Origin of the sequence: Marixanthomonas spongiae, from assembly GCF_003095375.1 — a bacterium.
Taxonomy (GTDB): Bacteria; Bacteroidota; Bacteroidia; order Flavobacteriales; family Flavobacteriaceae; genus Marixanthomonas; species Marixanthomonas spongiae.
Map to the genome: position 1 here is coordinate 328483 of NZ_QEHR01000004.1, position 13505 is coordinate 341987.

Here is a 13505-nt window from a genome sequence, read left to right on the forward strand (position 1 = left end):
AATGGTTATATTGTAAGTCGTAATCTTGAAAAGATATGGCGCATCACAACGAACTCGGGAAAATAGGCGAAGAAATAGCTGTTATGCATTTGCTAAAAAATGGCTATACAATTTTAGAGCGTAACTTTTTCTACGACAAAGCCGAAATAGACATCATTGCCCAAAAAGAAGAAGATACTATCGTGATTGTAGAAGTTAAAACCCGAAACAGTGACTTTTTTGGCGATCCACAAAGTTTTGTAACTAAAAAAAAGATAAAACTATTAGTGAAAGCAGCGAATGAGTATATAATTGTAAACAACCTCCATAAAGAAGTGCGATTTGATATTATTGCGGTATTGAAAAATAAAACTACCGAGAAAATCGAGCATATTGAAAATGCGTTTTATCATTTTTGAAAAGATGTCTTCTAATGGTATTTCTGTAATTTTGAAATAGGAATTCGACTTACTAAATTTCAGTTTCTAGCTATGACACAAAAGAAAGAAGATATTATTAAAGCTATTCAGCAACAAAAAGAAAACCCTAATTTAAAGTATCGGTTAAAAGACCGTACTGAAGAATTTACCAAATTATTGTTTCGTACGTTATTCGATTCGGAAACTTTGGTTTCAGAAAATTTAGATACGTTAGAAACGCTTTTTGAAGAATTGGTTGACATGGCTTGTTGGGAACCCGAAAAACCCTGTAAGAAATTGTGGGAGTCGTACTTAAATATGCTTCCAGAGATATTAGAAAAATTAAATAAAGACGCTAAGGCATTTGTTGATAGTGATCCTGCGGCTAATTCCATAGAAGAAGTATATCTTTCATACCCTGGATTTTATGCAATTGTAATCTATCGATTGAGCCACGAATTATATAAGTTTGGAATGCCCTTAGTACCAAGGCTTATGAGTGAATGTGCACACCGTATTTCAGGAGCCGATATTAATCCTGGGGCTCAAATTGGCGAATCTTTTTTTCTAGACCATGCAACAGGAACAGTAATTGGGGAAACTACAATTATTAAAAATAACGTAAAAATCTATCAAGGAGTTACGTTAGGTGCGCTTTCGGTAGCAAAAAATTTACGGAATGTAAAGCGCCACCCTACGGTTGAAGATAATGTAGTTATTTATGCAAACGCAACTATTTTAGGTGGAGAAACAACCATTGGTGCTGATAGCGTTGTAGGCGGTAATACGTGGATAACCAACTCTGTTCCTGCAAACTCGATTGCTTCAAACACCAATGAAGTGAAAATTAAAACAACTGAAAATGTTTAAAAATATAACCGACTTTATAGGAAAAACACCCTTAATAGAAGCCAAAAGTTTAATTAAAAACCCAAACATCACTTTGCTTTTAAAAATGGAGGGTCATAATCCCGGCGGAAGTGTAAAAGATAGAGCCGCTTATAACATGATAAAGTCTGCTTTAGATCGAGGTGATATTGATAAGAATTCGAAGCTTATTGAAGCCACGAGTGGAAATACAGGTATTGCATTAGCAATGATAGCAGGGATTTTTAAGCTGAATATAGAATTAGTAATGCCAGAAAATTCAACCAAAGAGCGTGTACAAACCATGCGAGCCTATGGTGCGAAAGTTACGTTAACATCTTCCGATATTGGTATTGAAGGTGCACGGGATTATGCCGAACAAAAAGTAGCTGAAGAAGGTTATTATTCGTTTAATCAATTTGCGAATGACGATAATTGGAAAGCACATTATAAAACTACAGGCCCTGAAATTTGGAACGATACTGAAGGGAAAATAACACATTTTGTTTCGGCAATGGGTACTACAGGAACGATTATGGGAACGTCTACTTATTTGAAAGAAAAGAATACAAACATTCAAATTGTAGGAGCGCAGCCAACAGACGGATCTAAAATACCGGGCATTCGAAAATGGGAAAAAGCATACTTACCTAAAATTTTTAATCCTGAAAAAGTAGATCAAGTAATTGAAGTGAGCGAAGCTGAAGCTACAGCAATGGCAAAACGTTTGGCCGAAGAAGAAGGCGTTTTCTCCGGAATGAGCAGCGGCGGAAGCGTTATAGCAGCCTTAAAATTAGCTGAAACTATAGAAAGTGGTGTAATCGTAGCCGTAATCTGCGATCGAGGGGATCGGTATTTGTCTTCTCCTTTGTTTGAATGATTTTAAATTGCTACTGAAACATTTTTTGCGTTGGAAAGTGTTTTAACTTTATAAAGCAAGACAATCTCGAGTAATACTGCAGGAATTAAAAACAAAGCGCCCAGCCATCCCAAAAACACTGAAAGTAAAAATACAGAACTTGCCATTTTAAATCCACCGGCTACGGTGGCTACAATTCCTAAAGGTTTGGAAAGTTTCAGAAGCGAATAGCCAAATAGAAAACCACCTAATCCATAAAAAATGGATTCTATTACGACAACATATTCAATTGCAAAGCCGTCAAAATAGAGGGAAGATATATCGTATACATAAAATAGAAGCGTCATTGCAATTAAAACATAGGTTGAAATAGTCAAGAGACTATTTTCAAAAATTTTACCGACGCGAATAAACCCAATCGAAAAATATAAATACGATACTAGCGCTATACATTTAACGCTGATGTAAGCTACATTTCCTAAAATCATTTCATTTTCGAAGAAACGCGCCCAGTCTAATGCAAATTCAGGGAAACCAATAATAAAGTAAATAATTGCTCCAATAACGGCAAGCGTTAAAAAGGATTTAGAGTTGCTTAGCATGGTTTCATTAAACGTAACATCTGTTTCTGTTTCCTTTTCAAATGCTTCTAAATCGAAATCTAATGCATCTAAAATACTCTTTATAGTATAACTTCTCGGGGTTACCTCTCCAGCTTCTATACGTTGAATCGTGCGCACATTGATATTGCATTTTTCAACTAACTCTTCTTGTGTAAATCCTTTTTGTTTACGAAGGGTAACAATTTTTTGACCTAATTCTGGTTGTTTCATAACAGAGTAAATTTATAAGACAATAGTACAACCAAGGTGGAAATAATGCAATTTTTACGATTGAATTTCACCCGACATTTACCCGACATTGTATAATAGATGGGGCTTATCTTGTTTAAAAGATACTTGTTTATTCTCTAAAAGGCGTTAACGCTTCTAGCGCTTTGTCCACCGAGGTAATCTTATCAAAGGTTAACAACAACCGTAAGCCGTTACGTGTTTTCTTCTCCTTCATCGTTACGCGCTGTGGGTGGTTTTGCACATATTGTAATACTTTTGTAAACGCCGGACTTTGGTAATACGCACTTTGTTGATCGCTCACAAAATACCCGACCAATTTGTTTTTCTTCATAATAACACGTTCCAGCCCCATTTTTATGGCGATCCATTTAATGCGGACGCTGTTCAGTAAATCGACAGCTTCTTCAGGAAGTTCGCCAAAACGGTCAATCAATTCTTTTTCAAATTGTTGAAGTTCTTCCTCAGTTTTTAACTGATTTAACTTGGTGTAGAGGTTCAGTCGCTCGGTGATATTATTAATGTAATCATCAGGAAAAAGCAATTCAAAATCGGTATCTAGAACCGTTTCTTTCACAAAATCTTTCTTTTCGTGTTCGGTGCCTTCATACAGATCTTTAAATTCTTTCTCTTTAAGTTCATCAATTGCTTCAGAAAGGATTTTTTGATAGGTTTCAAAACCAATCTCGTTTATAAATCCGCTTTGTTCTCCGCCCAATAAATCTCCGGCACCACGGATTTCCAAATCTTTCATCGCAATATTCAATCCGCTACCTAATTCAGAAAATTGCTCTAAAGCCGTAATTCGTTTTCGTGCTTCTTCGGTCATAGCCGAATACGGAGGTGTGATAAAATAACAGAAGGCTTTTTTATTGCTCCGCCCAACCCGACCGCGCATTTGGTGCAGATCGGACAGTCCAAAATTGTTGGCATTGTTGATGAAAATGGTGTTGGCGTTGGGAACGTCCAACCCACTTTCAATAATAGTGGTCGAAACCAATACATCAAACTCATTGTTCATAAAACCAAGCATGAGCTTTTCCAGTTTTTTACCTTCCATCTGGCCGTGACCGATTCCTATTTTAGCATCAGGGACCAAACGCTGAATCATCCCGGCAACCTCTTTTATGTTTTCAATGCGGTTATGGACAAAGTACACCTGTCCGCCGCGTGATATTTCATACCGAATGGCGTCGCGAATACTTTCTTCCCCAAAGCGGATCACGTGCGTTTCCACCGGATAACGGTTGGGCGGCGGGGTGGTAATGACCGACAAATCCCGCGCGGCCATTAAACTGAACTGCAACGTTCTTGGAATTGGCGTAGCGGTCAAGGTTAAGGTGTCCACATTTTCTTTAATGGTTTTCAGTTTATCTTTTACTGCAACACCAAATTTTTGCTCTTCGTCAATAATCAACAGCCCAAGGTCTTTAAATTCAACCGATTTGTTTACCAATTGGTGGGTGCCGATGACGATATCGAGGGTTCCATCTTTTAACCCTTCTAAAACGGTGCGGCGTTCTTTAGCAGTTCGAAAACGGTTAAGGTAGTCGATGTTTACGGGCATGTCAGCCAATCGCTCGGTAAATGTTTTAAAATGCTGAAATGCTAAAATGGTGGTGGGCACCAAAATAGCAACTTGTTTGTTGTTATCGACCGCCTTAAAAGCGGCGCGAACGGCTACTTCTGTTTTTCCGAAACCTACGTCGCCGCAGATTAGTCGGTCCATCGGGCGTTCGTTTTCCATGTCGCGCTTTACATCATCGGTAGCGGTAGATTGATCGGGCGTGTCTTCATACATAAAAGACGATTCCAATTCTGCTTGCAGGTATGAATCGGGATCATATGCAAACCCTTTTTGCAAACGGCGTTTGGCGTAGAGTTCGATAAGATTGAAGGCAATCTCCTTAACGCGTTTTTTGGTCTTCTGTTTTAGTTTTTTCCAAGCGGCACTTCCCAGTTTGTATATTTTGGGGGCAGACCCGTCCTTGCCGTTGTATTTGGTTATTTTATGAAGCGAATGAATGCTGAGGTACAAAATATCGCGTTCGCCATAAATCAATTTAATGGCTTCTTGTTGCTTTCCTTCCACATCGATTTTTTGGAGGCCGCCAAACTTCCCAATTCCGTGATCAATATGGGTTACGTAATCGCCTACCTCAAGGTTGGTCAATTCTTTTAAGGTGATCGCCTGCTTTTTGGCGTATCCATTTTTTAACTGAAACTTATGGTAGCGCTCAAAAATCTGATGATCTGTATAACACACATTTTTTTGACTGTCATCGATAAACCCTTGAAACAAAGGAAAAACAACTGTTTGGTATTCTTTTACGTGTTGTTCGGCATCTTCAAAAATGTCATGAAATCGCTTCGCTTGTTGTTCGCTACTGCAAAAAATGTAGTTTTTGTAGCCCTTTTCAACGTTTTCATTTAAGTTTTCAATCAATAAATTGAATTGTTTGTTAAACGAAGGTTGTGGTTTTGTGTTGAATGAAATTGAAGTTGAAGTCGAATCTGAAATTGAATTACTTTTTAATTGAACCGTTGTAAATTCGTTCAATTGTTGTCGCAATAATTCTGAAGTGCAAAACAGTTCTTTTGGTTCGCTTTGGGTAACTTCTCCTGAAGCATTTTTAAAAGAATCGGTAGCTTTTTCGAATAATTTGGTAATGCTGCTGCTTAACAGTTCTTCGTTTTTCAGAAAAACTACAGTTTTGGAAGCGATATATTTTAAGAAACTTTCACGCGTTTCTTCCATCATTTTATTCTCCACATTTGGGATGATGGATATTTTCTTTAATTGTGCTTCTGAAAGTTGTGTTTCTACATCAAACGTACGGATACTATCCACTTCATCGCCAAAAAACTCAATCCGGTAGGGTTCGTCATTGCTAAAACTAAAGACATCCAATATCCCGCCACGGACTGAAAATTCGCCCGGTTCCGTAACAAAATCGGTGCGTTTAAATTTATATTCAAACAACACTTCATTTACAAAATCGATAGAAACTTCTTCGCCTATTTTTAGCTTTAAGGTGTTTTTTTCGAGTTCTTTTCGGGTCACCACTTTTTCAAAAAGCGCTTCGGGATAGGTGACGATAATGGCCGGTTTCCGTCGGGAATTGATACGGTTCAATACTTCGCTTCGCAACAATACATTGGCATTGTCGGTTTCTTCAATTTGGTAGGGTCGGCGATAACTACCTGGATAAAACAACACATTTTGGTCACCGTGTAGTTGTTCCAAATCATTCAAATGGTACGCAGCTTCTTCCTTATCATTTAAAATAAGTAGGAATGGTTTTTCCGAAGTTTTAAAAACTTCAGAAATAACAATAGAAGTAGCGGATCCCACTAAGCCTGAAACCGAAATTTTTTGTTGTGAACTGGATATAGCTTCCCCTAGTTTCCGTGTTTGGGGAGACTGTTCGAAAAGTGAATGGACAACCGTTTTGCTCATAAAAAGGGCAAAGATAAACCAATTTCCGCCTATCCTGCAAGATTTAGAAAACCAAGTAGGTTTAAACAAATTAACTTTACCATTTCCATAACACAAATAGCCCGTCTCATTGTTTATTTTTAAAGTATGGCTATAAAAGAATTTGATGTATTTGTAATAGGAACCGGAACAGCAGGAAAAAACGTAGCGTATGATTGTGTTGAAGCAGGAATGAGCGTTGCCATTGCCGATAATAGGGAGTTTGGTGGTACGTGTGCCAATCGTGGCTGCGATCCCAAAAAGGTATTGGTCGGTTTTACTGAAGCTTTGCACTTGGCTGGAAATTTAAAAGGAAAAGGTATTGTGTCTGTTCCCGAAATAAATTGGAAAGCACTCCAAAAATATAAATCAACCTTTACCGATGCCGTTCCTGCCGCGACCGAACGCGATTTAAAAGAAGCGGGGATTGCTATGTACCACCAATCGCCTCAGTTTTTAGATGAAAATACACTATCGGTGGAAGGGAAAACGGTAAAAGCGAAAAAAATCGTCATTGCTACGGGACAGAAACCTTTAGAACTAAAGATTCCGGGAAGAGAATATTTAAAAGTAAGCGATGATTTTTTAGACTTGCCAGAACTGCCTGAGAGTATCGTATTCGTAGGTGCCGGCTATATTGGGATGGAATTTGCCCACATCGCCGCCCGCTGTGGCGCCAAAGTTACCGTGGTCGAATTTGCCCCAAGACCGTTGTCGCCTTTTGATGAAGACATTGTGAATCACCTCACGGAAGCTTCAAAGAAATTGGGAATTGACTTTATTTTCAACGCACAAGTGACCGAAGTGGAAAAACTGCAAAAGAATTATCGGGTTATTTTTCAGAAGAACGGAAAAGAAAGTTCGGTAAAAGGAAGAGCTGTTTTTAATACCGCAGGCCGTGTGCCTTCCATAGCCGAATTGGATTTAGAAAAAGGGAATGTCATTTTTGAAAAAGAAGGTATTTCAGTCAATGAATTTCTTCAAAGCACCACCAATCCATCGGTGTATGCGTGTGGCGATGTTTCGGCAAGTGGTTCGTTGCCGTTAACACCTACTTCTTCACAGGAAGCGCGGGTGGTTTCAAAAAATGTTCGAAAAAATAACGTGTTGAAAATGGACTTTCCACCGGTGCCTTCCGTAGTGTTTACATTGCCACAGGTTGCTGCTATTGGTTTGACTGAAGAAGAAGCTAAAAAACAAGGGTACGACATTGTGGTGGAGTCTAAAAGCGTACCTTCTTGGTTTAACGCCAAACGCATTAACGCAAAAACCTACGCCTATAAAACCATAGTGGATAAAAAACGAAACCTGATTTTGGGCGCACACATTATCGCACCCCAAGCCGGCGAAATGATTAACCTGTTTGTACTTGCCATGTGCGGAAAATTAGAGCCCGAAGATTTAAAAAGGATGATTTTTGCCTACCCAACCTGGGGAAACGATATTAAGGGGATGGTTTGATGCCATTGAAATTGAAATCGAAGTTGAAGCTGAAGTCGAAAAAACGAAATTATTTTTTGCCTTAGCTCTTCCCAAAATACTCCCTGCATTTCTGAACGGGGCTTGTGTCTTTATTTTTAGCTGCGTGCACACCACTGCTTATAAATAAAACAGCGGCTGTTATCAAGGTTGCGTAAACAACTGTTTGGTTGCTGTCCCAATTGGCTACGGCAATGGCTACCAAAGCCCAAACGCCCACCAAGGCAAATTCACGCATATTGCGTTTCCAAGTTACAGCGAGATTGATGATACCGGCGATGATGACCATTATAACTGTCCAAGAGGTTTCGGAAATTCCCCATCCAGTCCAACCGATACTGCTTAAGTACGCAGCTATATTGGCAATGCTGGCCACGGTTACCCATCCGCTGTAAAAAACAAAAGGCCACCATAAAAACACAATGACCGAGATTGGCGCATCCCACAGTTCCATGCGGTTGTTCATCACGATTTTCAACAACGAAAAAAGCAGCACAAAAATGGCGATGATAGAATAACTGGTATAACCGTACACCCAGAACGTAACCCATAACATATTGGCCACGCAAGACAATACAAACCACCAGCCTGTTTTCAGTACAAAAGCATCGTTCCTAACCGTGGTAAAAAGGCTTCGGCTTTGATAAATAACAAATCCCAGCAGCAATAAATAAAGAAAGCCCCAAATGGAAAACGCATAGCCCGCCGGAGTGAACAAATTGGGCATGATTGCCGATATTTCACCAATGGTGGTATCGTTCATCGCACCGGTATTGGAAAGGTAGTTCACAAAAACGGTGGCTATAAAAGCAAGTATGTTGGCAATTTGGAGTGTTTTTTTCATAGTTCAATAAATATAATTAAAATAAACCTTTTTTAAAGTTACGACACACAAATCACTTCGCCATCCACAATGGCATAGACCGTGTCTTTTTCCGAAGGGTGCAAAATATATTTTCCGGTGAAATTTCCGAAGGCAGGAAGAATCAACTGGTGTTCTTTTTTATAAAAACAAGCCAATTTAATAGATTGTCTTCCGGTTCCTTGCATATTGATGCCCGGGTGAATGTGCCCCGAAAAGTTGAAATAACCCTCACGTTCGGTGGGATGATGGGTTAAAAGAAATGATGTTATCTTTAGACCTTCTGAAACCGATATACCTAAAGCTTCAAATTTGTGAGGTGAAATAATGTCGTGGTTCCCGCTTACCAAAATGATTTTTGCCATTGTGTTTTTTGCCCAAGTCTCAAAAAGTCGCCATTCATTATTGAGCGTGCTGTGAAACAAATCGCCCAGAAAACAAATGGTATCAGGGTTGTGGCGCTCCATGGCTTCTGCTAACTTTTTATAATTTGCCGAAGAAGCACGTGAAGGTACTGCGGCACCATATTTTCTGAAATGCGCTACTTTTCCGAAATGCACATCGGCTATCATCAACATATTTTGTTCGTGCCAAAAGATAGCTCCCGTGGGGTCTAAACTGAAATGTTCATCGTGTATGGTTATTTGCTGCATCATTTTTCCAGTTTCAATTTCATCTTTTTTATGCGGTCGGCCAATTTTTCCGAAGACAATTTTTCCCGCAACCTATCGGTGATGATTGGGAAGCTGAAGGGGGTTGGCTTTTTGCAGTTTTTCCAAATGATTTCTTGATTGGTTATGCGTTCCAAAGCCAATCGCAGCCGGCCTTCTTCCAGTTGATGCTCATACGTTTCCCGAAAAGCCTGTTGGTACAACAAATTATCGGCTTCGTAATCCCGAAACACATCGAACAACAGTTGGCTGCTCCTCTGCAAATGCTTGGTCTTGATCATTTTGTTGGGGTAGCCCTGAAACACCAACCCGCTGATTACGGCAATATCCCTGAATTTCCGTCGCGCCAACTCCGTAGCATTGATGCTTTTTTGCAGGTCGCTGAACAGATACTGGGTACTGAACAAGTTGTTGTCTATCACGTTTTGCACATCCAGCGGTTGGTCGCTCAGGAGCTCAAACCCGTAATCATTATACGCTAACGAAAAGGTGATGGGACTCAACAAACTGATGCGGTACGCTAGCAATCCGCTCATGGCTTCGTGCACAAAACGGCCTTCAAAAGGGTAGAAAATAGTGTGATGGCCTTCGCGGGTTTTAAACGTTTCAATTAAAAATTCGTTCTCTTTGGGGACAATGCTCTCTTTTTCTTGCTGGGCAAATAACGGTTTCAATGCTTTTAATTCGGGGGTTTGGTATTTGTGGTCGGCTTCGCTCTGTAATTCTTCCCTTAAAATTTCACTCATTTGGGAAGAGAGCGTCATCCGCCCACCCATAAAACTTACCACGTTGTTGCTTTTCTTTTTGGAGCGTTTTACTTGCGCCACCATATTGCGAAGTCGTACCAGCTCTAAGGTGCGGCCTGCAAAAACAAAGGTGTCGCCGGGTTTCATTTTTCCGATAAAAAATTCTTCAATGGTTCCTATAAATCCGCCGCTCACATATTTTACCAGCAACATACTATCGCTCACAATAGTGCCGATGGAAAGCCGGTGCATCATGGCAACCCTTCGGCTTTCTACCTTAAAAAGACCTTCAGGTGTTACTGTTACACGCTTGTATTCATCATAATTTTGAAGGCTTTGGCTGCCCAAGGTGATAAAATTGAGGCACCACTGCCACTGCTCGTTGGTAATACCTTGAAAACAAAAGGTTGTTTCTATTTCTTTTTTTATTTCAGAAGGAATAAAGCCGTCGCTCACCGCTAAGGTCACTAAATATTGAATAAGCACATCAAAACTCAACAAATACGGGATCCTGTCTTCAATTACCCGCTCTTTCACGGCCCTTTTCAAGGCTGAAGCTTCGATCAATTCTAAGGCGTGTGTGGGCAAGAAGTAAATGACTGAAGCCTCGCCGGGACGGTGGTTGCTCCTTCCGGCACGTTGCAAAAACTTGGCTACGCCTTTTGGACCTCCAATTTGGATTATGGTTTCCACCGGGGCAAAATCGACTCCCAAATCGAGGCTGGAAGTTGCCACCACGGCTTTTAACGATTCATTTCTAATGGCCTGTTCCACCCAAAGCCGGGTATCTTTTGAAATACTGCCGTGGTGCATAGCCAACTCACCTGCAAATTCGGGATGTTTTTCTAATAGTTTCTGAAACCAGATTTCACATTGTCCACGCGTATTGGTAAAAATAAGGGTGGTTTTGCTGTTTTTAATGATGGGCACGATCTCTTCCAGAAGGTGAAGCCCTAAATGCCCCCGCCAAGGAAAAGTTTCCATCTTTTTCGGGATGATGGATTTTACCTTGATCTTCTTCTTTTTTGAGGCCTTGATCAATACCGACTCTTGAAGTAATGCCTTATCGGTGCCCAACAAAACCTGTTGCGCTTGCTCCAGGTTTCCAATGGTGGCCGAAACGCCCCATATTCTCAAATGGGGACAGATTGTTTTTAAGCGGGATAAGCCCAGTTCCATTTGTACGCCCCTTTTGCTGCCCAGCAATTCATGCCACTCATCGACCACCACCGCTGTAAGGGTTTTAAACAACTTAGCATAACCTTTGCTGGCCAAAAGAAGCATTAAGCTTTCTGGCGTGGTGATGAGCAAATCGGGCATGGAACGCTTTTGTTTTGCGCGCTCTTTTTGTGGCGTGTCACCAGTGCGGATACCAACGGTAAGCCCGGTTTCCAAATCATCTGCAAAACGTTGTGCGGCTTGTTGAATTTCTACTGAAAGGGCTCGCAGCGGCGTAATCCAGATGGCCTTGATCCCTTTTTTCTTTTTTGATCTGTAATCGGGGTTGTTTTTAATGTATTCTAGAACAATGGGCGCCCAAAGGGCATAGGTTTTTCCACTTCCGGTTGGGGCGTTCAACAAACCATTTTTACCTTGTAAAAAGGCACGCCAGGTTTTTTTCTGAAACGGAAAAGGTTTCCAGTTTTTTTGATGAAACCAATCTTCAGCAATCGCTATTAGTTCGATTTTCTTCACTTTGGAATTAAGGCTTTAAGGTCATCAAGGGTGTTGGCTTCTTCAATAGGCTTGTCTTTACGCCAGCGTACAATACGCGGAAAACGGGTGGCAACCCCGCTTTTATGGCGTTTGCTTTCGGCTATGCCTTCAAAAGCGATTTCAAAAACGTGATGTGGGGTGACGCTGCGTACCGGGCCGAAACGTTCTAAGGTATTTTTCTTTATCCAAGCGTCCACTTGCCTAAATTCCTTGTCGGTCAAGCCGGAATAGGCTTTCGCAAAGGTTACCAGCTCGTCTCCATCCCACAATCCAAAGGTATAATCGGTATAAAGGTTTGCCCTGCGGCCGTGACCGCGCATCGCATAGGTTAAAACGCCGTCTATGGTAAACGGATCGACTTTCCATTTCCACCAATCGCCTTTCTTTCTTCCTACGAGATAGGGCGAGTCTTTTTTCTTCAGCATTAATCCCTCGCTTCTCTTTTCCCGGGAACGGTTCCGTTCCTTGGCGGCGGCCTCCCACGTTGAAAACTGCATGGTTTCACTTAAATACAAGCCAAACCGTTCGCAATCGCATTCGTTGACCAATTTGTCCAACAGTTTCCTGCGTTCCACAAATGCTTTTTGGCGGATGTCTTCGCCTTTCCATTCCAATAAATCGTAGGCTATGAGAATAACCGGTGTTTTTTTTAGCAGGGCTTTGGTTACGTTTTTCCGGCCAATACGGGTTTGGAGGTCTTTAAAGTTCCCAATGCTTCCTTTTCCGAAGGGAATAATCTCGCCATCCAATACCGTTCCGTTGGGGATTTCATCTAAAAACCGTTGAAATTCAGGAAATTTATCGGTCACCAATTCTTCACCCCGCGACCATACAAAAACTTCATCATTCCGGAGAATCACTTGCGCCCGGATGCCGTCCCATTTATGTTCAAAACTCCAGTTTGAAATGTCTTGCAATTCTTCTTCAAAATCGTCTTCTACGGCATACGCCAGATAAAATGGATACGGTTTGCTAAGGTAATCTTCTTCGTTTTCTTCCAAAATCAGTTTTTGGAATGTCGTGTTATCGGGCGTCCAATTGCCCATGAGTTTGTAGGCAAGGATGTCTTGTTCAATATCGGTGGCTTTGGCCAAAGCGCGCGTCATCAGTTTTTGGCTTACCCCAATACGGAAGCTTCCGGTAATTATTTTGTTGAACACAAAGCGCTCATAATAATTCAACCGCATCCAATTGGTGTGTAAATAGTCCTTTTTTTCGGCTTCAGGAAGGGAGCGTAAGGTTTGTATTTCTGAAATATACGCAGCCAGCGATTTTGTGCTGGATGTTTCATTTTTAGGAAGGATCAACGCAATGGTTTCGGCCAGATCGCCAACAATGTGATAGCTTTCTTCGAACAACCACAGCGGAATGTTGCTTAGTTCGGTAGCCCATTCCCGAAGCAAGGTGGTGTTAACAGGTCTTTTTGGGCGCCGGTGCGACAAAATGGCGATGGTCCATAACTTGTCTTTGTTTGGGGCGATTTTAAAATATTCGGTTAAAGCAGCCACCTTAACATTGGTTTTGTTGGTGCTGTCGATGGTTTTTATGAGTTGGGCAAATTTTTTCATAACCACTCCA

Annotated in this window: 10 protein-coding genes; 4 read left to right on the forward strand and 6 right to left on the reverse strand. The window is 40.9% G+C overall.

Annotation, left to right across the window (positions count from 1 at the left end; translation table 11 throughout):
* Positions 1–35 precede the first annotated feature (35 nt).
* The 3 genes from DDV96_RS07930 (at position 36) to cysM (ending at position 2145) form a co-directional block, all read left to right on the forward strand.
* Entirely contained in the window at positions 36–398 is a 363-nt protein-coding gene (locus DDV96_RS07930) for a YraN family protein (RefSeq protein ID WP_116694217.1), read from the forward strand.
* 72 nt (positions 399–470) lie between these two features.
* Positions 471–1268: a serine O-acetyltransferase EpsC gene (gene epsC / locus DDV96_RS07935; RefSeq protein WP_116694218.1), complete on the forward strand. Its 798-nt coding sequence runs from the start codon at positions 471–473 to the stop codon at positions 1266–1268.
* Positions 1261–2145 carry a cysteine synthase CysM gene (gene cysM, locus DDV96_RS07940; RefSeq protein WP_116694219.1) on the forward strand — a complete coding sequence of 295 codons (885 nt, stop codon included), beginning with the start codon at positions 1261–1263 and terminating at the stop codon, positions 2143–2145. The genes epsC and cysM overlap by 8 nt, the downstream gene beginning before the upstream one ends.
* A gap of 2 nt (positions 2146–2147) precedes the next feature.
* On the opposite strand, the gene DDV96_RS07945 is transcribed toward cysM, so the two are convergent.
* Both DDV96_RS07945 and mfd read right to left on the reverse strand, forming a co-directional pair.
* Positions 2148–2957, reverse strand: a complete 810-nt coding sequence (locus DDV96_RS07945; RefSeq protein ID WP_116694220.1) for a helix-turn-helix domain-containing protein — start codon at positions 2955–2957, stop codon at positions 2148–2150.
* A 130-nt stretch (positions 2958–3087) separates the two neighbouring features.
* Positions 3088–6435 (reverse strand): transcription-repair coupling factor, encoded by a 3348-nt coding sequence (mfd, locus tag DDV96_RS07950; RefSeq protein WP_116694277.1) that lies wholly within the window; start codon positions 6433–6435, stop codon positions 3088–3090.
* A 126-nt stretch (positions 6436–6561) separates the two neighbouring features.
* Here mfd and DDV96_RS07955 point away from each other — a divergent pair, with 126 nt between their 5' ends.
* Positions 6562–7914 (forward strand): dihydrolipoyl dehydrogenase family protein, encoded by a 1353-nt coding sequence (locus DDV96_RS07955; RefSeq protein WP_116694221.1) that lies wholly within the window; start codon positions 6562–6564, stop codon positions 7912–7914.
* Positions 7915–7975: 61 nt separating this feature from the next.
* Here DDV96_RS07955 and DDV96_RS07960 read toward each other — a convergent pair whose 3' ends face one another.
* Genes DDV96_RS07960 through DDV96_RS07975 form a run of 4 tightly spaced genes read right to left on the reverse strand, consistent with a single transcriptional unit; the run spans position 7976 to position 13495 of the window.
* Complete coding sequence (locus DDV96_RS07960) at positions 7976–8776, reverse strand: tryptophan-rich sensory protein (RefSeq protein ID WP_116694222.1); 801 nt, start codon at positions 8774–8776, stop codon at positions 7976–7978.
* A gap of 38 nt (positions 8777–8814) precedes the next feature.
* Positions 8815–9450, reverse strand: coding sequence for a ligase-associated DNA damage response endonuclease PdeM (gene pdeM, locus DDV96_RS07965; protein ID WP_116694223.1), 636 nt, complete (start codon positions 9448–9450; stop codon positions 8815–8817).
* Positions 9447–11906: a ligase-associated DNA damage response DEXH box helicase gene (locus DDV96_RS07970; RefSeq protein WP_116694224.1), complete on the reverse strand. Its 2460-nt coding sequence runs from the start codon at positions 11904–11906 to the stop codon at positions 9447–9449. The genes pdeM and DDV96_RS07970 overlap by 4 nt, the downstream gene beginning before the upstream one ends.
* The gene (locus DDV96_RS07975; RefSeq protein ID WP_116694278.1) at positions 11903–13495 is read right to left on the reverse strand and encodes an ATP-dependent DNA ligase; all 1593 of its coding nucleotides are present in this window, start codon (positions 13493–13495) and stop codon (positions 11903–11905) included. The genes DDV96_RS07970 and DDV96_RS07975 overlap by 4 nt, the downstream gene beginning before the upstream one ends.
* Positions 13496–13505 lie beyond the last annotated feature (10 nt).

Excerpts from the sequence above, each read along its gene's own strand:
- DDV96_RS07930 (WP_116694217.1), top strand. The coding sequence starts at position 36 with ATGGCGCATCACAACGAACTCGGGAAAATAGGCGAAGAAATAGCTGTT.
- epsC (WP_116694218.1), top strand. The coding sequence starts at position 471 with ATGACACAAAAGAAAGAAGATATTATTAAAGCTATTCAGCAACAAAAA.
- cysM (WP_116694219.1), top strand. The coding sequence starts at position 1,261 with ATGTTTAAAAATATAACCGACTTTATAGGAAAAACACCCTTAATAGAA.
- DDV96_RS07945 (WP_116694220.1), bottom strand. The coding sequence starts at position 2,957 with ATGAAACAACCAGAATTAGGTCAAAAAATTGTTACCCTTCGTAAACAA.
- mfd (WP_116694277.1), bottom strand. The coding sequence starts at position 6,435 with ATGAGCAAAACGGTTGTCCATTCACTTTTCGAACAGTCTCCCCAAACA.
- DDV96_RS07955 (WP_116694221.1), top strand. The coding sequence starts at position 6,562 with ATGGCTATAAAAGAATTTGATGTATTTGTAATAGGAACCGGAACAGCA.
- DDV96_RS07960 (WP_116694222.1), bottom strand. The coding sequence starts at position 8,776 with ATGAAAAAAACACTCCAAATTGCCAACATACTTGCTTTTATAGCCACC.
- pdeM (WP_116694223.1), bottom strand. The coding sequence starts at position 9,450 with ATGATGCAGCAAATAACCATACACGATGAACATTTCAGTTTAGACCCC.
- DDV96_RS07975 (WP_116694278.1), bottom strand. The coding sequence starts at position 13,495 with ATGAAAAAATTTGCCCAACTCATAAAAACCATCGACAGCACCAACAAA.